At 72.5% G+C, this 25,140-nt stretch carries 23 protein-coding genes; 8 read left to right on the forward strand and 15 right to left on the reverse strand.

Translation table 11 applies throughout. From position 1 onward, the window contains the following. Positions 1-72: 72 nt before the first annotated feature. The 5 genes from AB0947_RS37225 to AB0947_RS37245 all read right to left on the reverse strand — a co-directional run bounded on the left by AB0947_RS37225 (position 73) and on the right by AB0947_RS37245 (position 7,611). The gene (locus AB0947_RS37225; RefSeq protein WP_366754810.1) at positions 73-3,093 is read right to left on the reverse strand and encodes a glycoside hydrolase family 38 C-terminal domain-containing protein; all 3,021 of its coding nucleotides are present in this window, start codon (positions 3,091-3,093) and stop codon (positions 73-75) included. Positions 3,094-3,159: 66 nt separating this feature from the next. Then, the gene (locus AB0947_RS37230; RefSeq protein ID WP_366754811.1) at positions 3,160-4,431 is read right to left on the reverse strand and encodes a glycosyl hydrolase; all 1,272 of its coding nucleotides are present in this window, start codon (positions 4,429-4,431) and stop codon (positions 3,160-3,162) included. A gap of 31 nt (positions 4,432-4,462) precedes the next feature. Further along, positions 4,463-5,401, reverse strand: a complete 939-nt coding sequence (locus tag AB0947_RS37235) for a carbohydrate ABC transporter permease (protein ID WP_366754812.1) — start codon at positions 5,399-5,401, stop codon at positions 4,463-4,465. Next, entirely contained in the window at positions 5,398-6,309 is a 912-nt protein-coding gene (locus AB0947_RS37240; RefSeq protein WP_366754813.1) for a sugar ABC transporter permease, read from the reverse strand. The genes AB0947_RS37235 and AB0947_RS37240 overlap by 4 nt, the downstream gene beginning before the upstream one ends. A gap of 6 nt (positions 6,310-6,315) precedes the next feature. Beyond that, positions 6,316-7,611, reverse strand: coding sequence for an extracellular solute-binding protein (locus tag AB0947_RS37245; RefSeq protein WP_366754814.1), 1,296 nt, complete (start codon positions 7,609-7,611; stop codon positions 6,316-6,318). Between the two features lie 248 nt (positions 7,612-7,859). Here AB0947_RS37245 and AB0947_RS37250 point away from each other — a divergent pair, with 248 nt between their 5' ends. Continuing rightward, positions 7,860-8,906: a LacI family DNA-binding transcriptional regulator gene (locus tag AB0947_RS37250; protein WP_366754815.1), complete on the forward strand. Its 1,047-nt coding sequence runs from the start codon at positions 7,860-7,862 to the stop codon at positions 8,904-8,906. Between the two features lie 140 nt (positions 8,907-9,046). Here AB0947_RS37250 and AB0947_RS37255 read toward each other — a convergent pair whose 3' ends face one another. The 6 genes from AB0947_RS37255 to AB0947_RS37280 all read right to left on the reverse strand — a co-directional run bounded on the left by AB0947_RS37255 (position 9,047) and on the right by AB0947_RS37280 (position 14,312). Next, positions 9,047-9,595, reverse strand: a complete 549-nt coding sequence (locus AB0947_RS37255; RefSeq protein ID WP_366754816.1) for a hypothetical protein — start codon at positions 9,593-9,595, stop codon at positions 9,047-9,049. Between the two features lie 217 nt (positions 9,596-9,812). Beyond that, positions 9,813-10,286, reverse strand: a complete 474-nt coding sequence (locus AB0947_RS37260; RefSeq protein ID WP_366754817.1) for a nuclear transport factor 2 family protein — start codon at positions 10,284-10,286, stop codon at positions 9,813-9,815. 112 nt (positions 10,287-10,398) lie between these two features. Then, the gene (locus tag AB0947_RS37265) at positions 10,399-11,643 is read right to left on the reverse strand and encodes an ABC transporter permease (RefSeq protein WP_366754818.1); all 1,245 of its coding nucleotides are present in this window, start codon (positions 11,641-11,643) and stop codon (positions 10,399-10,401) included. Further along, on the reverse strand, positions 11,640-12,461 hold the full coding sequence (locus tag AB0947_RS37270) for an ABC transporter ATP-binding protein (RefSeq protein WP_366754819.1): 822 nt from the start codon (positions 12,459-12,461) through the stop codon (positions 11,640-11,642). Before AB0947_RS37270 ends, AB0947_RS37265 begins: the two co-directional genes overlap by 4 nt. Further along, a complete protein-coding gene (locus AB0947_RS37275) occupies positions 12,458-13,624 on the reverse strand; it encodes a hypothetical protein (protein ID WP_366754820.1) in 1,167 nt (388 codons plus the stop codon). The genes AB0947_RS37270 and AB0947_RS37275 overlap by 4 nt, the downstream gene beginning before the upstream one ends. Then, positions 13,605-14,312 carry a hypothetical protein gene (locus tag AB0947_RS37280; RefSeq protein WP_366754821.1) on the reverse strand — a complete coding sequence of 236 codons (708 nt, stop codon included), beginning with the start codon at positions 14,310-14,312 and terminating at the stop codon, positions 13,605-13,607. Before AB0947_RS37280 ends, AB0947_RS37275 begins: the two co-directional genes overlap by 20 nt. Positions 14,313-14,425: 113 nt before the next feature. On the opposite strand from AB0947_RS37280, the gene AB0947_RS37285 reads away from it, so the two are divergent. Both AB0947_RS37285 and AB0947_RS37290 read left to right on the forward strand, forming a co-directional pair. Then, positions 14,426-15,187 (forward strand): response regulator transcription factor, encoded by a 762-nt coding sequence (locus AB0947_RS37285; RefSeq protein WP_366754822.1) that lies wholly within the window; start codon positions 14,426-14,428, stop codon positions 15,185-15,187. After that, a complete protein-coding gene (locus AB0947_RS37290; protein WP_366754823.1) occupies positions 15,177-17,072 on the forward strand; it encodes a HAMP domain-containing sensor histidine kinase in 1,896 nt (631 codons plus the stop codon). Before AB0947_RS37285 ends, AB0947_RS37290 begins: the two co-directional genes overlap by 11 nt. A gap of 33 nt (positions 17,073-17,105) precedes the next feature. On the opposite strand, the gene AB0947_RS37295 is transcribed toward AB0947_RS37290, so the two are convergent. From AB0947_RS37295 to AB0947_RS37310, 4 genes are all read right to left on the reverse strand, one after another. Next, the gene (locus AB0947_RS37295; RefSeq protein ID WP_366754824.1) at positions 17,106-17,933 is read right to left on the reverse strand and encodes a PrsW family intramembrane metalloprotease; all 828 of its coding nucleotides are present in this window, start codon (positions 17,931-17,933) and stop codon (positions 17,106-17,108) included. A 164-nt stretch (positions 17,934-18,097) separates the two neighbouring features. After that, complete coding sequence (locus AB0947_RS37300) at positions 18,098-18,826, reverse strand: alpha/beta hydrolase (protein WP_366754825.1); 729 nt, start codon at positions 18,824-18,826, stop codon at positions 18,098-18,100. Positions 18,827-19,014: 188 nt separating this feature from the next. Continuing rightward, the gene (locus AB0947_RS37305) at positions 19,015-19,764 is read right to left on the reverse strand and encodes a TetR/AcrR family transcriptional regulator (protein WP_366754826.1); all 750 of its coding nucleotides are present in this window, start codon (positions 19,762-19,764) and stop codon (positions 19,015-19,017) included. Positions 19,765-19,872: 108 nt separating this feature from the next. Then, positions 19,873-20,325, reverse strand: coding sequence for a hypothetical protein (locus tag AB0947_RS37310; protein ID WP_366754827.1), 453 nt, complete (start codon positions 20,323-20,325; stop codon positions 19,873-19,875). A gap of 270 nt (positions 20,326-20,595) precedes the next feature. On the opposite strand from AB0947_RS37310, the gene AB0947_RS37315 reads away from it, so the two are divergent. From AB0947_RS37315 to AB0947_RS37335, 5 genes are all read left to right on the forward strand, one after another. Then, a complete protein-coding gene (locus AB0947_RS37315) occupies positions 20,596-20,985 on the forward strand; it encodes a response regulator (protein ID WP_366754828.1) in 390 nt (129 codons plus the stop codon). A gap of 336 nt (positions 20,986-21,321) precedes the next feature. Then, positions 21,322-22,059, forward strand: a complete 738-nt coding sequence (locus AB0947_RS37320) for an SDR family oxidoreductase (protein ID WP_366754829.1) — start codon at positions 21,322-21,324, stop codon at positions 22,057-22,059. Positions 22,060-22,168: 109 nt separating this feature from the next. Further along, on the forward strand, positions 22,169-23,068 hold the full coding sequence (locus AB0947_RS37325; protein ID WP_366754830.1) for an SDR family NAD(P)-dependent oxidoreductase: 900 nt from the start codon (positions 22,169-22,171) through the stop codon (positions 23,066-23,068). 487 nt (positions 23,069-23,555) lie between these two features. Continuing rightward, a complete protein-coding gene (locus tag AB0947_RS37330) occupies positions 23,556-24,389 on the forward strand; it encodes an alpha/beta hydrolase (RefSeq protein ID WP_366754831.1) in 834 nt (277 codons plus the stop codon). Next, a complete protein-coding gene (locus AB0947_RS37335; RefSeq protein WP_366754832.1) occupies positions 24,386-25,087 on the forward strand; it encodes a YoaK family protein in 702 nt (233 codons plus the stop codon). The genes AB0947_RS37330 and AB0947_RS37335 overlap by 4 nt, the downstream gene beginning before the upstream one ends. Positions 25,088-25,140: the final 53 nt, after the last annotated feature.

A 25,140-nucleotide genomic window follows, 5' to 3' on the forward strand; every position in this document is an offset into this window, starting at 1 on the left:
ACGACCGGGACGTCTTCCGGTGCCGAGGCGGTGCCGTGGAGAATTCCGAGCGAACGGCTGGAGCCGCGCCGCTCAGGCCCGCCGCAGCCGCAGCGTCACCAGCTCGAACGGCCGCAGCCGTACGGCGATCCGGTCGCCGTCCCGGTCCGGGACGGCCGCCGTGGCGAGCGGACGCTCCAGCAGGTCGGTCACCGTCGCCTCCGCGACCTCGAAGCCGGCCGTGAGCGTGGCCCGGGCCCGGCCGCCGTGGGCCTCGTGGAAGCGGACCACCACGTCCCCGCTGCCGTCGTCGGCGAGCTTCACGGCCGTGACCACGACCGCGTCGTCGTCCACGGTGACCAGCGGGGCGACCTCGTGGGCGCCGGTCAGGCGCCGTTCGGGCAGATTGACGCGCCAGCCCTCGCGCACCGCGTCCCCGATCCCGGCGCCGGGCACCAGGGCGTGCCGGAAGCGGTGGACGCCCTGGTCGGTCTCGGGGTCGGGGAAGCGCGGGGCGCGCAGCAACGACACCCGGACCGTCGTGGTCGTACCGAGGTCGCCGTCGGACCGCACGGTCCGGGTCACGTCATGGCCGTACGTCGAGTCGTTGACGACGGCGACGCCCCAGCCGGGCTCCTCCAGGTGGACGAAGCGGTGGTTGCACGCCTCGAACTTGGCCGCCTCCCACGAGGTGTTGGTGTGCGTGGGCCGGTGGAAGTGCCCGAACTGCGTCTCCGAGGCGTACCGTTCGGCGTGCAGGTCGAGCGGGAAGGCCAGCTTGAGGAACTTCTCCGTCTCGTGCCAGTCGACCTCGGTGTCGATGACCAGCCGCCGCTCGTCCGCCCGGAGGGACAGCACCTGGGTGACCCGGGAGTCGCCGAAGGCGCGGACGACCCGCACCGACGCCCCGTCGTCGCCCGGCAGCACCGACTCGGCGTCGGTGAGGTCGGTGACGGTGTTGCGGTAGAACTCGTCGACGTCCCAGGCGTCCCACATGTTCGGGAAGTCGGGGTGCAGCTGGAGCAGGTTGGCGGCCCGCCCCGGCGCGACCGTCTCCCGGCCCGCCGCGATGTCGTACGCCGACACCACCAGGCCCCGGGCGTCGACCTCGATGCGCAGCAGGCCGTTGTCCAGCGTGAACCCGCCGCCCTCGCGCGCCGTGAGCGAGGTGCCGCCGGTCACGGCCGGGGCGGCGGCACCGCCCGCCGGCACACCGTGACGCGGATGCGGGGCCGCGTTGAAGACCAGCTCGGTGCCGCCCTCGCCGGCCAGGGCACGCTGGGCGCCCTCGATGATCGCGGTCAGCTCACCCGCGATCCGGTCGTACGTCGCCCGCGCCTCCCGGTGCACCCAGGCGATGGACGAGCCGGGCAGGATGTCGTGGAACTGGTGCAGCAGGACCGTCTTCCAGATCCGGTCCAGCTCCTCGTACGGGTACGGGAACCCGGTGCGCACGGCCGCGGTGGCCGCCCACAGCTCCGCCTCGCGCAGCAGGTGCTCGCTGCGCCGGTTGCCCTGCTTGGTCTTGGCCTGGCTGGTCAGGGTGGCGCGGTGCAGTTCGAGGTACAGCTCGCCCACCCAGACCGGCGGCTCGGGGTACTCGGCCTCGGCCTTCTCGAAGAACGCGCGCGGGGTCTCCCACTCGACGGTCGCCGAGCCCTCGAGGTCGCGCAGCCGGGCCGCCTTGGCGACCATCTCGCGGGTGGTGCCGCCGCCTCCGTCACCCCAGCCCGTGGGCGCGAGCGAGTGCCGGGCCCGCCCCTTGTCCTTGAAGTTCTTCGCCGCGTGCGCGATCTCACTGCCCTTCATCGAGCAGTTGTAGGTGTCGACGGGCGGGAAGTGCGTGAAGATCCGGGTGCCGTCGATGCCCTCCCACTGGAAGGTGTGGTGGGGGAACTTGTTCGTCTGCGACCAGGAGATCTTCTGGGTCAGCAGCCACTTGGAGCCGGCCGCCTTGATGATCTGCGGCAGGCCCGCGGCGAAGCCGAAGGTGTCGGGCAGCCAGGCCTCCTCGTTCTCGACGCCGAACTCGTCGAGGAAGAACCGCTTGCCGTGCACGAACTGCCGGGCCATCGCCTCCGAACCGGGCATGTTGGTGTCCGACTCCACCCACATCCCGCCGGCCGGCACGAACCGCCCGTCCGCGACGGCCTTCTTCACCCGCGCCCACACCTCCGGCCGGTGCTCCTTCACCCACGCCCACTGCTGCGCCTGGGACATGGCGAAGACGAACTCCGGCTCGTCCTCGATCAGCGCGGTCATGTTGGACGTCGTACGGGCCACCTTGCGCACCGTCTCCCGCAGCGGCCACAGCCAGGCGGAGTCGATGTGCGCGTGCCCGACGGCGCTGATGCGGTGCGCGGACGGCACGGCGGGGGCCGACAGGACGCCGGTGAGCTGCTGCCGGGCCCGGTCCGCCGTGCCGTTCACGTCCTGGAGGTCGACCGCGTCGAGCGCCCGGTCCACGGCGCGCAGGATGTCCCAGCGGCGCGCGGAGTCCACCGGCAGCTCGGCCATCAGCTCGCCCAGCACCTCCAGGTCCAGCACGAGCTGCCACACGGTCTCGTCGAACACGGCGAGGTCCATGCGGGTCAGGGTGTACTGCGGCTCGCTGCCGGCGGTCTCCTTGTCGCCCAGCCGCGTCGGCAGGAAGGGGTGGTAGTCCAGGATGACCGGGTTGGAGGCGGCCTCGACGTGCAGCCGCACCTCCTCGCCGCCCGCCACGGGCGCGCCGATCCGCACCCACTGGTTGCGCGGGTTGAGGCCCTTCACCGGCGTGCCGTCGGGCCGGTAGACCAGGCCCTCGCACTGGAAACCGGGCATGTTCTCGTCGAACCCGAGGTCCAGCAGGGCCTCGACGGTCCGGCCGGCCCACTTCTCGGGCACGGTCCCCGTCACCCGGAACCAGCTGGTGCCCCACGGAGCCCCCCACCGGGCGCCCACCTCGATCGGCTCGGGCTCGGCGGCCAGTCCCTCCGCGACCGGCACCGGCTCGCCGGGCGCGTGCCACACCGCCACCTGAAGCGGTACGGACTCGGGGTACACGGCGGGGCGGATGCGTTCGTCGAGGACCCGCTTGAGGCGGGCTTCCACCAGGGTGCGGTCGTCATGCATGGGGGATGCTCCGTAGGTCGTACGTCAGGAGGGTGGTTACCAGGGTGGGTGACGGGTGCGGGGATGTCACTCGGCAGCGGTCGCCCGCGCCGCGCCCGTCCCCGCTTCCGGGAGCACCTGCCCGGCCGTGACCACCTCGGTGATGCCACGCGCCCGCAGGTGGTCCGCGTCGTCGGCGCGGACGTCGAGCACGGTGGTGGGCCGCGCCCCGTCGGCGGTCAGCCGGAAGAAGGCGTCGTACAGGTCCCCGCCCGGGGCGAGCGCCGTGCGCTTCTCGGGGTCGGCGGGCACGACGAGGGCGGTGGTGCGCGGTGCCGGCGCCCGGTGGGTCCGGCGGGCCGCGTCGGCCAGCACCCGCGCGATGTCCTTCGGCCGCCGGTCGTTGGTCAGCAGGCCGAGGCTGTACTCCAGTTCCGGGAAGTCGGCCAGGCCGCGCGAGACGTCGTGCGAGCACCACCAGGTGACACCCCACAGGCCGGGGCAGTCCAGCACGTTGGCGACGGTCGCCTCGGCGAAGGCGGCGGCGTGCTCGGCGGGCACCAGGGGCGCGGGGGCGCCGACCTCCTGGAGCCACACCGGCCGGTGCGGGTCGTCCGCCCACGCCTTGCTCAGCTCGACGAGGTAGGCGGCGTGGTGCTCGCTGGGTACGGAGGTACGGCCGTGGCGCTGGGCGGTGCCGTTGAACACCCAGGAGTGCACGGCGGTGACGCCGCCGTACCGGGCGGCCTGCGCCGGGGTGAACGGCATGTCGTGCTGGTACCAGGTGGCGTCGTACTCGGCGTGCAGGTGCAGCCGGCCGGGGGCGCCCTCCTCGCAGGCCGCGAGCATGCGCTCCAGCCAGGCGTCGATCTGCCCGGGTGTGGCCCGGTCCGGGTCGGGGTGGGGGCCGGCGCTGAACTGGTTGACCTCGTTGCCGACGGTCATGCCGATGAAGTTGGGCCGGTCGGCGAGGGCGGCGGCCAGGGTGCGCAGGTAGGCGGCCTGACCGTCGATGACCTCGGGGTCGGTGAAGAGGTTGCGCCGGTGCCAGGTGCGCGTCCAGGCGGGCAGGAAGTCGAAGCTGGACAGGTGGCCCTGGAGCCCGTCCACGTTGACGTCCAGGCCGCGTTCGGCGGCGGCGTCGGCGAGGGCCACGAGCTGTTCCACCGCGCGCGGCCGGATGAGGGCCCGGTTCGGCTGGAAGTAGGGCCACAGCGGGAAGACCCGGACGTGGTCCAGGCCGAGCGCGGCGATCGAGTCCAGGTCGGCGCGCACGGAGTCGAGGTCGAAGTCGAGCCAGTGGTGGAACCACCCTTCGCTGGGGGTGTAGTTGACGCCGAAGCGCACGGCAGGAGGCATGGATGTCCTTGAGCTGGGGGGTGGCGTGGGCTCAGCCCTTGACGGCGCCCTCACCGACCCCGCGGAAGAAGTACCGCTGGAGGCAGGCGAAGAGGGTGATGAGCGGGGCCACGGCGATGATCGTTCCCGCGGCGACCAGGCGCTGGTCGTTGGCGAAGGTGCCGTGCAGGTAGTTCAGGCCGACGGTGAGGGTGAACTTGGACGGGTCGCCGAGCACGATCAGCGGCCAGAGGAAGTCGTCCCAGGCGCCCATGAAGGCGAAGATCGCGACGACGGCGAGGGTGCCCCTGACCGACGGCAGCGCGATCCGCAGGAACCGCTGCCAGACGTTGGCGCCGTCGACGAAGGCGGCCTCCTCGATCTCGTACGGCAGGTTGAGGAAGGCGTTGCGCATCAGGAGCACGTTCAGCGCACCGACGCAGCCCGGCAGCACCACGCCGATCAGGGTGTTGTTCAGGTCCAGCGACCGCATGGTCGTGAACTGGGCGATGATGATGCTCTCGGCGGGCACCAGCAGCGCCAGGATGAAGACCAGGGTGGCCACCCGGCGGCCCCGGTAGCGCAGCCGGGCCAGGGCGTAGCCGGCGAGGGCGGAGCCGACGCAGTTGGTGACCACGCTGGCGACGGCGACCTTGAGGGAGTTCAGGGCGTAGTCCCAGACGGGGATGACGCCGGCGACCCGGCTGTAGTTGTGCAGGGTGGGGTGTTCGGGCAGGAACGACGGCGGGGAGCTGTAGATGTCCTCCGTCGGGCCCTTCAGCGAGGTCGACAGCTGCCACAGGAACGGGCCGATCGTCAGGGCCAGCACGGCGAGCAGCAGCAGGTAGCGCAGGACGAGTTCCCAGGGCCGTACGCGCTGGCCGGTCTCGTCGGTGAAACGGGTGCGGCGGCCGGTCCGCCGGGCGGTGTCGGTCGTCGGGTGGCCCGGGCGGGCGGACCGCTCGCCCGGGGTGCGCAGGGTGTCGGTCATGCCTGGGCCTCGTCCTTCCGGTCCGCGCGCAGCACCAGCAGCATCAGCACCACGGTGATCAGGAAGACCACCACGGAGATGGCGGAGGCGTAGCCGACCCGGCCGCTGAGGCCGGTGCCGGTGCGCTGCACGAGCATGACGAGGGTGGTGTCCTCGCCGCCCGGACCGCCGGTCGGGTTCGCGATCAGGTACACCTCGGAGAACACCTTGAAGGCGGAGACCGAGGAGAGCGCGGCCACCAGGACCATCGTGGACCGCAGGGCGGGCACGGTGACGCTGAGGAAGCGGCGGACCGCGCCCGCGCCGTCCACGGCGGCGGCCTCGTGCAGTTCACGCGGCACGTTCGCGAGGGCCGCCAGGTAGATGATCATGTAGTAGCCGAGGCCCTTCCAGACCGTGACCGCCATGGCGCTGAGCAGGATCAGCCACTGGTCGCTGAGGAACCCGACCGGGCCGGCGCCCAGGGTCTCCAGCAGCGAGTTGATCAGACCGCGTTCGTCCAGCAGCCACACCCAGATCAGGCCGACGACCACGATCGAGGCGACGACCGGGGTGTAGAAGGCGGACCGGAAGAAGGCGATGCCGGGGATGTGCTTCTGCACCAGCAGCGCGAGCAGCAACGGCAGGATCACCAGCGCCGGGACGACTCCGAGGACGTACAGCGTGCTGTTGCGCAGGGCGATCCAGAACTGGTCGTCGTGCAGCATCTCGCGGTAGTTGGCGAGACCGACGAAGTGGCCCGGGATCAGGGTGCGACGGTCGGTGAAGGAGTTCACCACGGTCGACACGAACGGGTACAGCACGAACGCGGCGGTGACCAGCAACCCGGGTGCGGCGAACAGCCACGGACTGGTGGGCAGCTGGCGCCGCACCCGGGAGCCCCGGCGAGCAGGGGAGGAGAGAGCCACGGCGGATCAGCCCTGCTTGAGCAGCTGGTCGCAGGCCTTGACAGCGTTGTCGAGCGCCTGCTTGGGGCTCTCCTTGCCCTGGAGCGCCTTGGCGATCTCCTGCTGGAGCGCGGTCTTCATCTGGTCGCTGAACACCACCGGCGTGTAGTTCACGGCCGTCTTCAGCGACTTGGCGGCGGCCACCCGGACCCGGGTCTCGTCGGTGCCGTCCTCCTTGGTGAAGTACGGGTCGTTCAGGGAGCCGGCGGTGCTCGGGAAGATGGCGACCTGCTTGGCGAAGGCCATCTGGTTCTTCGCGTCGGTGACGAAGTGCGCGAAGGCCACGGCCGCGGGCTTCTGCTTGGACTGCGCGTTCACCATCACGTTCTGCACGTACATGTTGACGTGGCCGGTGCTGGTGATCTGGTCGGTGATGCCGATGTTCTTGTACAGGGTCGGCGCCTGCGTCTTGAAGTTCTTCAGGTCCAGCGCGCTGCCGGGGTTCATGGCGACGGCACCGGTGAGGAACTTGTGGCCGGCCGACTCGGGCGTGGCCGTCAGGGCCTGCGGGTCGAGGGCCTTGGCGTCGTACAACTCCTTGTACTTGGTGAGGAGTTCGACACCCTTGGCGTCGTTGAAGGAGAAGGCGGTGCCTTCCTTGTTCACCAGCTGGACGCCGTAGCGGCCGAAGTCCTCGACGGACGGCACGTTGGCGAGGGTGGCGACCTTGCCGTCGGTCTTCTTGGAGATCTGCAGGCCGTCCTCGAACAGCTGGGCGTACGTCCTCGGCGGCTGGTCGGGGTTGAGGCCGGCCTCCTTGAACAGGGCCTTGTTGTAGAACAGCGGCCCGGTGTTCAGGTACCAGGGGAACGCCCAGGTGCCCGGCAGGCCCGGGATGTCGGTGCTGCTCCACGCGCCCGGCAGGTACTCGCTCTTGTACTTCGCCGCCGCCTTGTCCTTGTCCAGGTTCAGGGCGAGCCCGGCCCTGGCGAGCGGGGCGGCCAGATCGGGGGAGACGTTGACGACGTCGGGCAGCGTGCCGCCGGCCGCCTCCGCGCTGAGCTTGTCGGCGTAGCCCTCGGCGGGCTGGTCGACCCACTTCACGTGGGTGCCGGGGTACTGGTGCTCGAAGTCGGCGATCAGCCCCTCGAAGTAGGGCTTGAAGTTGGCGCGCAGGTTCCAGGTCTGGAAGGTGATGTCGCCCTGGACCTTGCCCGAGGCGTCGCCCGACGAGCTGTCGTCGTTCCCGGAGCCGCAGGCACTCAGCGGCAGCAGGGCCGCGACGGCGACAGCGGTGGCGAGGGTTCTGCGGGATATGCGCACGGCTGGAGGCTCCTTCGGACAGCGGGCGACGGCGACGATGCCGGCCACGGGTTCAGGGGCAGACCTTGCATCCTTCGATGGAAAAAAGTCAATGGATCGAGGTCGAAAAGTTACTCACCACATCCAAAGCCGCAGCTCAGAGGCGTGCAACAGAAGCGACTCCTGCCTCTTGTCACTGATCGCTAATGCGCTTTAGGCTGGTCCCGCTCAAGCGCATTAGTGCTCACCGGCAGAGAATGGGAGCGGAAGTGGCGGACAAGCGTTCACCGGCGCGCCGGCCGACGATGAAGGACATCGCGCGACGGGCCGGGGTCTCCGAGAGCGCCGTCTCCTTCGCCCTCAACGACCGTCCCGGCGTCTCCGAGGTGACCCGGGCCCGGGTGCGCCGGGTGGCCGAACAGCTCGGCTGGCGGCCGAGCACCGCCGCGCGCCAGCTGTCCGGCGAGGGCGCGGCCACGGTCGGGTTCGTGCTGGCCAGGCCCGCGCACACGCTCGGTGTGGACTCGTTCTTCCTCCAGCTGGTCTCGGGCATCCAGGAGGTGCTGGCCGAACGCCATCTCGGCCTGCTCTTCCAAGTTGTAGAGGACATCGCCGACGAATGCGCGGTATACCGGACCTGGTGGGCCGAGCACCGGGTCGACGGCGTCCTGATGGTCGACCCCCGCACCGACGACCCCCGCCCCGGCCTCCTCGACGAACTCGGCCTGCCCGCCGTGGTGATCGGGGGCGCGCCGGCCGGGCTGAACCCCCGGCTGTCGGCGGTGTGGGCCGACGACGCCGGCGCGATGGCCGCCGTCGTCGCGGAACTGCACGCCCTGGGCCACCGGCGGATCGTGCACATCGCCGGGCTCCCCGGCCTCGCGCACACCCAGCGCCGGATGCGCAGCCTGCGGGCCGAGGCCGAACGGCGCGGCCTGACCGAGGTCCGCTCGGTGACCACCGACTACTCGGACGCCGAGGGCGCCGCCGTCACCCACCGCGTCCTGTCCGCACCCGCCGCGCCCACCGCGCTGATCTACGACAACGACGTGATGGCGGTCGCCGGGGTGGCCGCCGCCGTCGAACTCGGCTTCTCGGTGCCGGAGGACGTCTCGGTGGTCGCGTGGGAGGACTCCGCGCTGTGCCGGATGGTCAAGCCCTGGCTGTCCGCGCTGTCCCGGGACAGCGTGGCCTTCGGCCGCACCGCCGCGCGAGAGCTGCTCTCACTGCTGGACGGGTCCTCACCGGCCACGGTCCAGGTACCGCTCCCGCAACTGATCGCCCGCCAGAGCACGGGGCCGGCGCGGGGGGTGTGAGGGGGCGAACGACGAGGTCCAGGCCGCCGTGAGGACGTATGGCCGCGACCTGCGGCTCCTGGCACAGTTCGTGCCCGCGCGGTCCGTGCACAGGGGGGCGCCATGTCGGCTGAAGTGGGTGCCCGCGCGCTCCCAGCGGGTCAGCCGTCGCCCTCGTCCGCCGGCCCGGCCGCGTCACCGATGGCCACTCGCAGCTCATGCATCCCTTGCAGGATGTCGATCAGGGCTTCTTCCGCCCCGCTCAGGGCACGTCGGGTTCCCTCCTCGTCGTCACGGTCCGCGTGCAGCTGGGCGCCGAGCGCGTACACCGCTGTCATGACCGCGGCGAAGGCGGCCTCCCGGCCGGGTGGCAGGTCCTCCCCTTCGGGTTCGGAGACCTGCATCGCGGTGCGTTGCAGGCGGTTCGTCAGGACGTTGACCGCGAGGTCGGGGTTCCTTCCCAACTGCTCCCCCCAACCGAGCAACGTCTCGAGGACGTCCTCGATCTCCCCTTCCTCGGTCAGCCGGGTCGCGACGGTGATCTCCAGCTCCGTCTTCGCCAGCAGACTCCCCAGCAACCGCAGGCGCTCCTCTTCCCGCGGCCCCTCGGGTCGCTTCGAATCCGGCTCCGGCTCCGGCTCAGCCGCCAGAGCGGCCAGCGCCGCGTGGATCTGCTCAGCACTCACCGGCCGCTCGCTACTGGTGCTCACGCTTCCAGTCTCACCCAGCGGATGCGTACCCGTCCCCGCGGCACGTCGCGAGTCCCCGCGAGTTCCACCACCCAGACCAACAACCAGCCGGTCCCGGCGTGAGGATGGCATCGCCGATGAGCCGGCAGGGGTCCGGCCACTGCGACGGGCAGGCCTGCCGGTACCCGAAGCGTACGAATGCGGCGCTGCACGCGGCCGACGCCGAGGCGGACGGTGCCTACCGTTGTGCGGCAGCCTGCCGCAGATGACGGCTCACGTCACCGACGAGGCTGATACGGACCTTCCGTTCCACGAAGCGCCACCGCCCGTCACGGCGCTCGAAGCGGTCGTGGTAGCGGCCGCCCGCGATGGGTTGCAGCGGCAGGTCCGGCAGCGCCTGCAACACGGTGACGTAGGAACGCGCCCGCGCCGTGCCCGCCTGTTCGTCGACCTCGATCGCGGTGTTGGTGGTGACGTGCTGGGTACGCGGCGTACCGTCGGCGTAGACGATCACGGTGTCACGGAACATCTTCTCGATCGCCGCGCGGCCGCTCACCGGCTCGCCGCTGCCCGTGAACGTGGCGTCGGCGAGCAGCGCGCCGAGCCCCGCGAAGTCGCCGTCGTCCACCAGCTCGGCGTACCGGGCGATCAGGTTCTCGATGGCCCGGTGGCCCGGCGCGGGGTCGGCGGGCACGGGGGTGGACGTCGGCATGGTCTCCTCCAAGCGGCACGGGTCTGCTCCAGGCGTAACACCTGAAGTGTCCCAGGACGCTCGCGGGCGTGTGCACACCTTCCGCCGGTGACACCTCCGTGCCGGAGGCAGCTCACGTCGTGGCGAGTGCCTCGGTCGGTGTGAGCCGCGCCGCGCGGATCGCCGGGTACACACCCGCCAGCATCCCGATGACCACGGCACCGCCGGCACCCGCGCCGAGCACCGCCGGCGGGATCACGGGACGCCAGCCCTCGTAGACGGCGTAACCGGCGGTGGCCAGGACCCCGGTCACCGTGCCCGCGACGCCGCCGAGGAGTGACAGCACCACCGACTCGGTGAGGAACTGCCCCCTGATCTGACCCCTGTTCGCGCCGAGCGCGCGCCGCAGGCCGATCTCCTTGCGGCGTTCGAGCACCGAGATGTACATGGTGTTCGCCACGCCGATCGCGCCCACGAGCAGCGCCACCCCGGCGAGGCCCAGGAACAGCGACGAGAAGGCGCTGTGCGTCGCCCGCTTCGCCGCCAGGGCGTCCGAGGGGCGGCTGACCTGCACCAGTCCCGGCAGTTCCGGGTACAGCGTGGCCGGCAGCACGGGCGAGACCGCCTCGACGGCGTCCTCGCGGGCCTTCACGTACACCACGGTCGGGTGCCCGTCGAACGCGAGGGTCTTGCGCGCCGCCTCCCAGCCGACCAGCACCGAGCGGTCCAGGTCCGGCGCGAGCGGCAGCGGATCGAGGATGCCGATCACCGTGAACCACGTCGTTCCGACGAGGATCTGCGGTGCCTCCCGGCCCGGCGGCAGGCCGGCCACACCGAGGCGGGAGGCCGCCTCGTAGCCGAGGACCGCCGTCGGCAGCCGGTCGGTCGCCGGGTCGAGGAACTTCCCCGCCCGGACCCGGCCGTTGACCACCGGCAGCAGGCCGTCCCCGCTGGCGAGGACCGAGAGGCCCAGTCCGTCGTGCGGGTCGGTCCGGTCCGACCGGTGCACCAGCTGGTGCGTGTTGGCGACCTGTCCGGTCGCGGTGACCGGCCCGATGCGGGCGGCCATCCTGTCGGCGGACGCGGGCAGCAGCACGGGAGGGTCCTGGTCGGGCTGCGGGACCGCGCGCAGCACGTTCGTACCGAGCGCGGACAGCCGGTCGTCCAGCGCCCGCTGGCTGGACGCCGGGATCCCGGTCACGAGGACGAGGGTCGCTACGCCGATGGAGATGCCCAGCGCGGACAGCGCGGCACGCAGCCTGCGGGTGCGGATGCCGATCAGCCCGAGCCGCAGCACGTCGGACGGGTTCTGCCGGACCGGACGGGCGAGCCTTCCGGGGCCGGCGGCGCGCAACGGCGCCTTCCGCGCGGCGCTCACCGGTTCCCTCCCGGGGCGGAGCCGGTGCCCCGCCGGGGCTCCGGGCCCCGGCGCGCTCCGGTGTCCCTGACGATCCGCCCGTCACGCATCTCCACCCGGCGCGGCAACCGCGCCGCGATGGTCCCGTCGTGCGTGATCACGGCGATGGTGGTGCCCTCCGCGTTCAGCCGCACGAGCAGGTCGAGCACGGCCCGGCCGTTGGCGGAGTCCAGCGCGCCCGTCGGCTCGTCCGCGAGCACCAGGGCCGGCTCGCCCACCAGTGCGCGGGCGATCGCGACGCGCTGCCGTTCGCCGCCGGACAGCTGGTGCGGCAGGTGCCCGGCCCGGTGGCCGAGTCCGACCCGTTCCAGCGCGGCGAGCGCGAGCGCGGTGCGCCGCCGGCGCGGCACCCCCGCGTACAGCAGTCCCGTGGCGACGTTCTCCGCCGCGGTCAGCCCGTCCGTCAGGTGGAACTGCTGGAAGACGAAGCCGAGCCATCGTCCGCGCAGTGCGGACAGCCGGCGGTCGCTCAGGGCCGCCGCGTCCTGTCCCGCGATCTCCACGGTGCCGCGGGTGGGCAGGTCGAGCGTGCCCATGATGTTCAGCAGCGTGGACTTGCCGGAGCCGGAAGGGCCGACGATGCCGAGCAGTTCGCCCCGGTGGATCGTCAGGGACACGTCGTCGAGCGCCGTCACGCCGCCGGGGAACGCCTTGGTCGCACGGGTGAGCCGCAGTACGGGTGACGGCCCGGCGGGTCCGGCCGCCGCGGACGGCGGTCCGGCGGGTACGGCACACGGGGCCGGCGTGTCGCCGCCGACGCGGACGGGGAGTGTGTTCATGACGCCGTCACCACCCGCTGCCCCTCCGCGATCCCCGCGCCCGAGACCTCGACCCGGCCCCTGGCGAACAGTCCCGTCTTCACGGCGACCAGCTGTCCGCTCGGGCGCTGGAGCGCGTACCCGCCCTCCTGGAGCGCCAGCAGCGCGCCCACCGGCACGGTGAGGACGTGCCTGCGGGTCTGGGTCGTGAAGGTCACCCGCACGGATGCCGCGTCCAGGTTCCCGACCGAGGCGCTGTCCACCGGCACCACGGTGACCCGTACCGACGGAGTGGTGTCGTTGCCGGACGCGTCGCCGTCCGGGCCGCCCTCCACCGTCGTGCCCACCGAGGCCACCTTCCCCCGTACGCGCCGGGTGTCGGGGAGGGTGACGACGACCTTGTCACCCTGGTGAACCTCGGCCGCGTCACCGGCGTCGACCGTCACCGACACCGACTTGCGCAGGGAGGTCACCGACAGGACCTCCTCCTCCGCCGGGTCGCCGAGCTGGGCCTTGACCGCGCCCACGCGGACCGCGCCGGGCAGCACGACCACCTGGCCCGCCGAGAGCGTCCCGGTCTGCTGCCGGCCCGTGTCGCGTTGCCACCGCTTCAGCGCGTCGAGGAGCGACGACGTCAGGACGGCTCCGGGGGCTTCGCCCGTGCCGGCGGACGACGGGGTGGGGCGCGGCTCGGGGCCGATGTCGTAGCCGAGGGCCTTGAGGTTGTCCGCGAGGACGGTCACGTCGGAGCCGCTCGCCCCCGCCTTCACGGCCGCCTTGTCCAGGGTGCGGAAGACCGGGGTGCCGCCGTAGAAGACCGCGACCGGCTGGTCGTCCACCCAGTACAGGGGCTTGCCCCGGGTCACCGTCGATCCGGTCGCCGGCAGCTTGGTGATCACGCCCTTGCCGGTGCCCTTGACCGTGACCGGCGCCCCGTAGCCGAGTGTGCCGGGCAGCTCCTTGCTGTCGGACAGGTCGGCGCGCCGGACGAGGGTGGTCTGCGCGGACGGCACCCCGGCGGGGCCGGCCCGGCCGGCGTCCCCGTGCCGCTTCAGCGCGACTCCGCCGTAGACCCCGCCCGCGACGACGGCGAGCACGGCGACGGCGATCGCGATCCGGCCGCCGGTGCGTGTATCGCGGCCGGTGGACGCGTGTGCGCCGGCCTCAGTTCTTGCCCTTGCCACCGAACGCCTCCACGCGGCAGTCGTCGTCGGCCTTGCCGGTCGGGAGACTGCCGCCGCCGTCGTCACCGGTCCAGCCGTCGGGGCTCCCGTCGGACGTGAAGACCTCGTGCACCTTGAAGCCGTTCCGCCTCAGACACGTGACGTAGGCGCGGTAGTCGTCCGCGTAGTGCGGGTTGGTCTCGGGGCGCTCCTCGACCGGCTGGAGCGGCATCTTGTACAGGCACGCGTGGTACTGCGCCTTGTACCGGTCCGCGACCTTCGGGTCGTCCACGGGAGGCGCCTGTTTGCCGGGGTGGTCGACCCGCGCGTTGTTCATGGGGACGCCGTGGGCCTGCAGGCACGCCCAGTACGCGTCCCACAGCCGGTTGGTCTCCTCCTGCGTGCTGTCGAGGCGCAGCTGCGGGCGCCTGGCGTCGATGGCGGCGGCGGAGGACCGCGCGGAGGAGGCCGCCCCCGGTGTGCCGCCGCCGGCCGACGGGGTCGCCAACGACGCGATGCCGCTGTCCGCCGCCTTCCGGCCGCCGTCGCTGCCGCCTCCGCCTCCGCCGCCGCAGGCCGTGAGGGCGGCGCCCGCCGTCAGGAGGGCGGCGGTCAGGACGACGGCCGGGACACGGTGGGTCCGGCGCGGGGCGCGTGCCCCGCCGGGGGCGCCGGCGGCGGGGTGCGGCCGGCCCGTCTCGTTTCTCATGACGGCAGAGGCTGCCGGGCGAATGTCAGAGGTGTGTCAGGAAGCGATGGCCCTGCCGTGTCCTCGCTGCGCGAGGTGTTCATGGATGCCGTGGGTGTTCCTAGACTCCTCGCATGTGTGCGCATGTGGTCGTCGCCGAGGATGACGCCAAGCAAGCCGACCTGATCCGCCGTTACCTGGAACACGAGAGCCACGGCGTGACCCTCGTCCGGGACGGCCGGGCCGCGCTCGACGAGATCCGCCGGCGCCTGCCCGATCTGCTGGTGCTCGACGTGATGATGCCCGGTCTCGACGGGCTCGACGTCTGCCGGACCGTCCGGTCCGAGGCCGGCCTCGAAGGGCTGCCCCTGCTGATGCTGACCGCCCGGTCCACCGAGGAGGACCTGTTGCTCGGACTGGACCTGGGCGCGGACGACTACCTGACCAAACCGTTCAGCCCCCGTGAGCTGATGGCCCGCATCCGGTCGCTGCTGCGGCGCAGCGCGCGCACCCGGCCGGCGGCGTCCGGTGCGGCGTCCGGCACACCGGGCGGCGACCTGCTGACCGCGGGCCCGGTGACCGTGGACCCGGCCCGGCACGAGGTGTGGGCGCACGGTACGCGGATCTCCTGCACCCCGGGCGAGTTCCGGCTGCTGGAGGTGCTCGCGGGCCGGCCGGGGCAGGTGTTCAGCCGGTCGCAGATCCTGGAGCGGCTGCACGGCTTCGACCGGTACATCACCACGCGGACGGTCGATGTGCACGTGATGAACCTGCGGCGGAAGATCGAGCAGGACCCGCGCCGGCCGCGGTGCCTGGTGACCGTGTACGGGGTGGGCTACAAGCTGTCCGACGACAGACACCCGCCCCGGGCCGGGGGTGTGCGCCATGAGCGGTGACGTCCGGTCCGGCCGGCCGTCCGCGGACCGGGCTTTCGCCGTTCCCTTGGGCCGCAGCCTGCTCCTGCGCCTGCTCGCCGTGGCGGCCCTGGTGTCGGTGTGCTCGATCGCGGCCACCGCGTGGGTGGTCGTACGGTCGACGGCCGTGGCGATCCGCCAGGAGCAGGGCAAGGACCTCGCCGACGACACCAGGACGTACGACGTGCTGATCGGTTACGCGGCACGGCACCGGAACTGGGACGCGGTGGGCTCCACGGTGGCCGCGCTGGGGCGGACGACGGGGCACCGGATCGTGCTGCGCGACGGTGACCGGACGCTCGCGGACTCCGCTCCGGTGCCCGGCCACCCGTACGTGGTCCCTCCCCGGCCGACCGCCGTCGTCGACCCGCTGTCGGTCGATCCGCGACGGCTGCCGGCCGCGGCGCGGGACGGCGGGATCGACCCGCGTGCCGTCGGCCCGTACCGGCTGTCGGACGTCGAGAGCGCCAGACTGCTGGGGACGGCCCGGGACGTCGTCGCGTGCCTGCGGGCGGAGGGCGTCGCGGCGCGGGTGGTGACGGGTCCCGGCGGCCGGCCCGCCGTGCGGAGACCGGACGGGCAGCGCGTCGGCCCGCGGTGCGAGCAGCCGGTGCTGAACGACCCGATGCCCTCCGAGCGCAAGGCGCTCGACACCCTCGACGACCTGGTCGGCAGCTGTCTTGCGCGGCGGGGGTTCGGCCAGGTGCACGTGCTGCTCGACGGGTCCTGGCAGCCGGCGCGCACGCGGTCCCGTACGTCCGCGGACCGCCCGCCCGGCAAGGACGTGCGGGACTGCGTCGCGACCGGGCGCGCGGAACAACTCAAGCCGTACGTGGCGCCCGCCGCCCAGCTCTACGTCAGCAGCCCCGGCGACCGGACCGCCACCACCTTCCTCGACCTGTCGGCGCCCAGCAAGCTGCGGATCGCGGGGGGAGCGGCGCTCGTGCTGCTCGTGACGGTCGCGGTCACCGCGTTCGCGGGCATCCGGCTGGTGCGGCCGCTGCGCAGGCTCACCCTGGCCGCACAGCGGATGGAGGCCGGGGACGTCTCGGCGCGGGTCGAGGTGACGGGCGGTGACGAGATCGCCCGGCTGTCGGCCGCGTTCAACGCGATGTCACGGCGGCGCGAGCAGCTGGAGTCGGCCCGCAAGGCGATGGTGAGCGACGTGGCGCACGAGCTGCGCACGCCGCTGAGCAACATCCGCGGCTGGCTGGAGGCGGTCGAGGACGGCATCGTCCCGGCGGACGAGAAGCTGGTGGCCTCGGTGCTTGAGGAGGCGGTGCTGCTCCAGCACGTCATCGACGACCTGCGGGACCTCTCGGCGGCCGACGCGGGTGAACTGCCGCTGGTCACCGAGCCGTTGAGCGTGGCCGACGTCCTCGCCCAGACGGCCCAGGGCCACGGTCCGCGCGCCGAGGCCGCGGGGGTGCGGCTCGTGGTGGCGGCCGACCCGGAACTGACGGTGCCGGCCGACCCGGTACGGCTGCGGCAGGCGGTCGGCAACCTCGTGTCGAACGCCATCCGCCACACACCGCCCGGCGGCACCGTGCGGCTGACGGCGGCCGGTGACGTGCCCGGCCCCGCCCGGACCGGGGGCGCGACGGGGACCGCCACCACGGCGGGCGTCCGGATCGAGGTCCGCGACACGGGCCCGGGGATCGCGGCCGAGGACCTGCCGCACGTCTTCGACCGCTTCTGGCGGGCCGAGAAGTCCCGCTCGCGCCAGACCGGCGGCAGCGGGCTCGGGCTGTCGATCGTGCGCAAGCTGGTCGAGGCACACGGCGGCACGGTCGAGGCCCACAGCACCCCGGGCACCGGCTCGACCTTCACGCTGCGATTGCCGGGGCTCCCTTCGCCGCCGTGCTGAACGGCACGTGTGCTGGCGGGGCACGTGTGAGCGTCAGCCCACCGCCACCCGCGCGGGCACCCGTCCCGGGGCCGCCAGCCGGTGGGTGGCGTACACCAGGAGGGACAGGCTGATCGCGGCCAGCACGCCGTAGGCGATGTCGTTGTCCAGGCTGTCCCACAGGGTGTGCAGGGTGACCGCGACCGCGTAGACGCACACGAACAGCCCCACGGAGCGGCGGCGCCAGCCGTGGGCGGCGGCGGACCACAGGGCCGCGGCCGTCAGGCCCGTCCAGGCCATGTGCGCGGCGGGGCTCAGCAGTCCGCGCCACACCAGGAGGTCGTCCACCGCGGACAGGTCGCCGTTGGAGTCGACGAGTTCGACGAAGGCGTAGCCCATCGTCTCGAAGACGGCGAACCCGGCACCGGAGGCCACACCGATCAGCAGCCCGTCGCCGGGGTGCCGGTCGCGGATGACCAGGAGCAGCAGGGCCGGGACGATGAGTTTCGCCGCCTCCTCGATCACTCCGACGGCGACCATCGGCAGGACGTCCAGCAGCCGCAGCGTCCGGTACTCCAGGAACCCGGCCGTGGTCACCCCGATCGCACCGCCCGCGAGGGCGGTCACCGCGACGACCCCCGTGCCGGCGCCGAAGTCGAGCCGCCGGCCCGCCACGAAGGCGACGAAGGACGACGGCACCAGTGCCGCTCCGAAGAACAGCAGAGCGGGGATCAGGTTGGGGTTCTCCGTGGAGACCAGGGCCGAGTGGATCAGCCAGAACAGCAGCAGGCCGACCAGCAGGACGGCGACCCAGCCCCAGCGGCGGCCGGCGCGGGCCGGCCCGCTCCGGCCGAACCGGACCGATCGGTGTGTGAGCGACACGGGCACGACTCCCTCCCAGACGTGGATGAGCCGACAGTGCCCGGTCCCGCGACGGCCCGCATCACACGTTCATGCGAATTCGGGCGCCCGCGGGGGAGGGCTGAACTCGACCGAGCGGGCAGCGGAGGCGGTTCCGCCGGCACGCCGGGCACGGTGATGCCGGGTCAGCTCAGATGCCGGGTGAAGAACCGCAGCGAGCTGTCCACTTCGAAGGGCGGCACATCCCCGTGCCCGCCGGTGTTGGCGTGCAGCGTCTTCTCGGATGAGGCCAGCGCGTCGAACAACGCCAGGCTCTGGTCCCGCGGAACCAACCGGTCGTCCCACTGGACCACGAACTGCACCGGTACGGTGATCCGCGCGGCGTCCTCGGCCAGACCGTGCACCCCGAGCAGGCCCAGCACCGCCGCTCGGATCCTTGGCTCGGCGACGATGAGCGGAATGCCGAGCCCGCAGCCCATCGACATACCGCAGTAGCCCACCGGGCCGGCGCCTACCTGGTCGAGGTGCTGGACCGCGGTCAGCACCGTCTGCCAGTCCGCGACGGCCTGGCCGGCCAGATACCTGTGCATGCCGGCGACCAGCGCGCCGGGGTCCCCGCCGGCGGCCATGCCGGCCCGCATGCCGGCCGCGATCCGGCCGAACTCCTCGTCCCGGGGCCGGTCGCCGTGGTGGGGCGCGTCGATCGCGACGACCGCGAAACCCTCGGCGGCGTAGCGGCGGGCGCGGGCCACGTTGCCGGGGGCCGTCTTGTGCTGCCCGCCGCCGTGGCCCAGCAGGATCAGGGGACGAGTACCAGAGGCGCCTTCCGGCGTCCATAGCGCGCCGGGGATCCCGTCGAGGGTGAAGAACTGTTCGGTGACGCCGTCCGATGACGTCTGGGAGGTGAAGCGCATCAGCGTTCCGGGCCTTTCGGGAAGCCTTCCGCGGGCGCTCCCTAGACCATGCGGAAGAGGGAGCCCCGACCTGTCACAGCGTTGATCGGTCTCACCTCCTCGGACTCGCAGTCGTGCACGGCGCCGCCGAACGTATCACAGAGACCGACGCCCGCTCCCGGCCGGGGCGAACATTGCCTGATGCGGCATCAGTCCCCGTCGTCGGCAGGCCTGTTGGCCAGGCGGCTGAGCCATTCGGTGAGCAGCAGGTGCTCGCCCGGGGTGAAGGGCCGCCGGCCGTCCTCCTCGTCGAGCAGGGCCTTGAGCGCCACGGCGTGCCGGGCGCCGCGATCGGCGCGTGACTCGGCGGCGCCGGTGTCCCGTTCGTCCGCGATCAGGGCCGCGAGGACGGCGTCCCGCGTGTTCTCCGACAGGCCCTCGTGCTCGGCGAGCCGCCCGGCGGCGCTCGCGCTGATCAGCGTGACGGTCACACCGATGCCCGCCGCGTGGATCATCGCGGCCGCGGCCTCGACGCTCATGCGCAGCCGGCCCGCTTCGGCGACCCGGGTGACGAGCCGCAGCAGGATGTCGTACGCCTCGCCCATGACCGTGGCGCCCTCGCCCGGCCGGGGGTCGGTGTACAGCAGCCGGTAGAGGGCCGGGTTGGCGAGCCCGAAGGCCACGTGCAGGTCCCAGCCGTGCCGCAGTTGGTCGACCGCGTCACCGGAGGCGAGGTTGGCCTGCTTCTCGGCGAGGTAGGAGGCGAAGCCGCGCTGGGCGACCTCGTCGAGGAGTCCCTGCATGTCGCCGAACTGCCGGTAGATGGTCTGGGCCTGTACGCCCGCGGCCGCGCTGACGGAACGCGTGGACACCGCCTCCCGTCCGCCTTCGGCGAGCAGGTCGGCCGCTGCCCGCAGGATCCGCTCGCGCGGCTGCGGGATCGTCTCGGATGCTGTCATGCAATCAATGATAACGGTACACTGTGATCGATGCTGACGGCGACGGCGGTGAAGGTGACGAGGGCAGCGAGAGCGGCGACGGCAGCGGCGACAGCGAGTGCAGCAGTGTCACGGGCCTCCCGCCGGGGCCGTCGCGCCGCACACGTCGGCCAGGGGCGGTACGGCGCTCAGGACGCTCCGGGCGCCGTACCGCTGGATCGTCCAGGCCGAGCAGACCGTACGCTCGCCCGACGTGCCCCGCAGGACCAGGTACCGCAGGCCCTGGTAGGGCTCCGTCGCGAGACGCAGGCCGGCGACCGGATGGGCGAAGAGCCCGGTGAGGTACCGGCTCGCGTACCGGGAGCCGGCGTCGTCCGGCGCGAACAGCCGCTGGAAGGCGGCGGGGTCCCGGGTGCGGACGGCCGCCGCCGCGGCGGTCCGCAGGGCGCTGACGCTGCTCGCCCCCCGGTCGGGCGGGGCCCCGCCGCCTTCCTCGTGGATGAAGTAACAGATGACCGCCAGCCACAGGGCCACCAGGGCGCAGATCACCCACAGCCAGGGGATCCTCGGGATTCGTAGCATGCCGCGTCTGCCGTTTCGGGTCCTGGGTCGGCTCCTGGGTCGGCCGGGGGAGGAGGCTTCCGTGTACCAGGATCGCCGCCGCTCGCCCGCGCCGCGATGGAGCCGCCCCCACGCGTCCCGCCCCGCGGCGGTGGGGGGATCCCCAGGGTCCGGGGCCGGGTGCACCGGTCGGGACGCTTCGGTACGTGTGGAAATCCCCTCCCGCGCCGAGCGGTAACGTGGGGCTGACCCTATGGTTCAGCGCTCGGAGCACGAGGCATTCTGGTGAGCATGTCCGTCAACATCGTGGTCGTGGACGACGACCCGGGATTCCGCCGCATCGCCAGGCTGCTGCTGACCGCGCGTGGTCTGCACGTCGTCGCGGAGTCGGAGGACGGCGCGTCGGCTCTGGCGGCGGTGCGTGCGCACCGGCCGGACGGACTGCTGCTCGATCTGCATCTTCCCGACCGTGACGGCGTGGCCGTCGCGCGGATGCTGCGCGAGGAGGAACAGCCGCCCCGGATCGTGCTGACCTCCACGGAGCAGTCGTTCTGGTCCGCGGAGGAGCTGGAGCAGGCCGGCATCGAGACCTTCATCGCCAAGGACCGGCTGTTCGACGCCGATCTCAAGGGCATCTTCCGCCCGCCGTCCGGGGATCCGGCCGTAGACCCCACTGTCTGAGCCCACTGTTTGAGCGCGCTGTCTGAGCCCGCTGTCTGAGGCTTCCCGGCACGGCCGGCATCCGGTGATGTCCGCCCGCCCCGTGCGCCCCGCTCCCTCGGCGTGCGCGTGTCCGGCCTCCGGCCGGTCCTTCGTTTCCGCGTGCACCCGGCCGACGAGCCTGACCACGTCGATCCCGGGCCGTCATGGCACCGCTGCCGCGGACTGTTATCGATGCTCACAAGAAAGTGTTGCCATCATTCCGATCTCTTGTTATCGTCGATAACGCAAGGACGGGAGCGGCGATGTAATCCGCCGGTCGGACACCTTGCCCCACCACACGAAGGAGTGGTCTCGATGACCGAAACGAACACCCGCGTCGCACTGGTCACCGGCGGTACCGGAGGTATCGGCCGGGCCGTGGTCGACCGCCTGGTCCAGGACGGTGTCGCCGTCGCGGTGCACTACGCAGGCAACAAGGCCAGGGCCGACGAGGCCGTCGAGGCGGTCAGGGCCCGCGGCGGCAGGGCGATCGCGGTGGGCGGCGACGTGGCCGACGAGGTCGCCATGACCGCGGCGTTCGACGCCGTCGAGGCGGAGTTCGGAGGCATCGACGTCGTGGTCAACTCGGCGGGCATCATGCTCCTGTCGCCGATCGCCACGCTGGACCTCGACGACCTGGACCGCATGCACCGCACCAACATCCGCGGCACCTTCGTCGTCTCGCAGCAGGCGGCCCGGCGGCTGCGCCGCGGCGGCGCGCTGATCAACGTCTCCTCCTCCCTCACCCGGCTCCAGTTCCCCACCTACGGCGCCTACGCCGCGAGCAAGGGCGCGGTCGAGGCGATGACCCTGGTGCTCGCCCGTGAACTGCGGGGCAAGGACATCACCGTCAACACCGTCGCCCCCGGCCCCACCGCCACCCCGCTGTTCCTGGAGGGCAAGGACCAGGCGGCGCTCGACAACCTCGCCAAGGCGGCCCCGCTGGAGCGGCTCGGCACCCCCGAGGACATCGCGGAGGCCGTCGCCTTCCTGGCCGGGCCGGCCCGCTGGATCAACGGCCAGACCATCTACGCCAACGGCGGCATCGCCTGACACCCGGCGCCTCTTCCCACCCCCTCTCCCCCCAGCGCCCCCACCCTTCCCCCTTCCCTTCACCCGCCCCAGCCCTTCGCCAGTCCACCCCGCGGTCGAGGAGATTCCCATGAGCAGGATCGTCGTCATCACCGGTGCCTCCAGCGGCTTCGGCGCGCTCACCGCACGCGCCCTCGCCGACGCCGGCAACACCGTCTACGCCGGGATGCGGGAGACCACCGGCCGCAACGCGCCGCAGGTCCGCGCCGCCGCCGACTACGCCGAGGAACACGGTGCCGACCTGCGCCCCATCGAACTGGACGTCAACTCCGACGACTCCGTCGACTCGGCCGTCAAGCGGGTGATCGGGGAGCACGGCCGTATCGACGTCGTGATCCACAACGCCGGTCACATGGTCACCGGACCGGCCGAGGCCTTCACCCCGGAGCAGTTGGCGCAGTTGTACGACGTCAACGTGCTGTCCACGCAGCGGGTCAACCGGGCCGTGCTGCCACACCTGCGGCAGGCCGGCCGGGGCCTGGTCGTGTGGGTCTCCAGCTCCAGCGTCAAGGGCGGCACCCCGCCCTACCTCGCCCCCTACTTCGCCGCCAAGGCCGCGATGGACTCGCTCGCGGTCAGCTACGCCGGCGAACTCGCCCGCTGGGGCGTCGAGACCTCGATCGTGGTGCCCGGCTCCTTCACCAGCGGCACCAACCACTTCGCCCACTCCGGCCACCCGGCCGACGGCGCCGTCGAGGCGGAGTACGAGGGCCGGTACCCGGGTCTGCTCCAGCAGGTCTCCCAGAAGCTCGCGGCGCTCGCCCCCGAGGGCGCCGAGGCATCGCTGGTCTCCGACGAGATCGCCCGGATCGTGGCCCTGCCCGACGGCGAGCGCCCCTTCCGGGTCCACATCGACCCGGCGAACGACGGCTCCGAAGAGGTCTCGGAGGTCGCCGACCGCATCCGCCGCGAGTTCCTGACCCGGATCGGCCTGGACGACCTGCTGACCGTCCACCCGGCAGACGCCTGACGGCACCCGTCACGGGCGTCACGCACGTCGGCGAGTTCGGCGCCGGCCCGCGGAAGCGCCGTTGAGGCGCACCGTCGGGCAGCCGGCCTCGGCCGGGGCTCCGATCAGCGGGTGTCGTAGCCGGTCCGCCAGCGGCCGTGCCGCCTCACGACACGACCCGTTCGTCCGATCCGCCGGGCGCCGGCGGCGGGCCGGAGGAACCCGTCGGCGGGCGGTCCGGGACTCGCGCCGGGCCCCTCCCACGGGCGCGGCACGCACGCGGACGGTTCCCTCCGGCCGACGGCCGACGGCCGACGCCTGACGGCTGCCGTCACGGGCGTCACGCACGTCGGTGGGCTCGGCGCCAGTCCGCGGAACAGTCCCCGTGTCATCTCCCTCCCGCCGGCCGAACCGCCCGCGCCCCGCGCCTCGCACGTTCATGTGATGCGGAACGGGCGGACCGCTGGAAGGCTCGACAGCAGCGGAAATCCGACGGAAGGCGTGTGCCATGGGATTCGTGACGGTGGGCCGGGAGAACTCCGAGTCGATCGACCTGTACTACGAGGATCACGGCAGTGGCCGTCCGGTGGTGCTGATCCACGGTTATCCGCTCAACGGGCACTCCTGGGAGAAGCAGGAGCGGGTGCTGCTGGAGGCGGGGTACCGGGTGATCACGTACGACCGGCGTGGGTTCGGCCGGTCGAGTCAGCCGACGGTGGGTTACGACTACGACACGTTCGCGGCGGACCTGGAGGCGCTGCTGGACCACCTGGACCTGCGGGACGTCGTCCTCGTCGGGTTCTCGATGGGCACGGGCGAGGTCACCCGGTACCTGGGCCGGTACGGGTCGGAGCGGGTGGCGAAGGCGGTGCTGCTGGGCGCGATCCCGCCGTACCTGCTGAAGACCGACGACAACCCCGAGGGTGTCGACGGGTCGGTGTTCAAGGGCATCAAGGCGGCCGTGCTGAAGGACCGGCCCGCGTACTTCAAGGACTTCCTCGACGACTTCTACAACGTCGACATGTACGCCGGGACGCGGATCAGCGACCAGGCGTGGCAGAACAGCTTCAACGTCGCGGTGGCAGCGTCCGCGTGGGCGGCGTACGCGTGCGTCGACACCTGGCTGACGGACTTCCGTGACGACCTGCCGAAGATCGACGTGCCGACACTGCTGGTGCACGGCGACGCGGACCGCATCCTGCCGTACGAGAACACCGCCCAGCGGCTGCCCGGGCTGATCAAGGACCTGACGTTCGTGACGGTCGAGGGCGGCCCGCACAACATCGCCTGGACCCACCCCGAGGAAGTCAACACCGCCCTGCTGGACTTCCTCGCCAAGTGACCGCGCCGAGCCCCGACCGGTATCCGTGGCCCGGGCGCAGCGGGGCCGTCCGGCACCTGCTGACCCTCGCGGCCGGAGCGGCGAACGCCTTCGGGTTCCTCGCCCTCGACGGTGTCTTCACCAGCGTCGTCACGGCCAACTCCGCGCTCCTCGGCCTGCGCCTGGGCGACGCCCACCTGGCCGCCGCCCGCCTCGTCGCCGTGGCCCTGCTCGGGTATGTCGCCGGGACGGCGGCCGGCGGCCTGGTGGCGGCCGGCCGGGGCCGGCTCCGGGGCGCGGGCATCCGGGGCGGCCTGCTCCTGGAGGCCCTGCTGCTGTGGCTGGTGGTCTGCGGCTGGCTGGGCTGGGACATGGCACCGCACGGCGCGGCCCGCACCCTGCTGCTGTTCCTCACGGCCCTCGCCATGGGCTGCCAGAACGGCAGTGTCCGCGTCACCGCCGGCAGCGAGATCACCACCGCCTATCTGACGGGCCTGCTCACCTCCGCCGTCACGGAGTTCGCCACCCGGGGACGCCTGCGGACCCGCAGCGTCGGCATCGTGGCCGCGCTGATCGCCGGGGCCGCGGTCGAGGGCGCCGTCCACCGCTGGCTGCGTCCCGCGGCCCCGCTCGTGCCGGCCCTGCTCGTCACCGCGGCGCTGGCGGCGACCTGGCTGCGCGCGCCGGCCCGCCCGGCCGTCGTCCCGCCTGAGCCCTGAGCCCTGAGCCCTGAGCCCGCTGAGCCATCCCGTTTCCGAGTCACGGCCCGATT

It is taken from the genome of Streptomyces sp. NPDC047841 (assembly GCF_040704085.1).
Classification (GTDB): domain Bacteria; phylum Actinomycetota; class Actinomycetes; order Streptomycetales; family Streptomycetaceae; genus Streptomyces; species Streptomyces argyrophylli.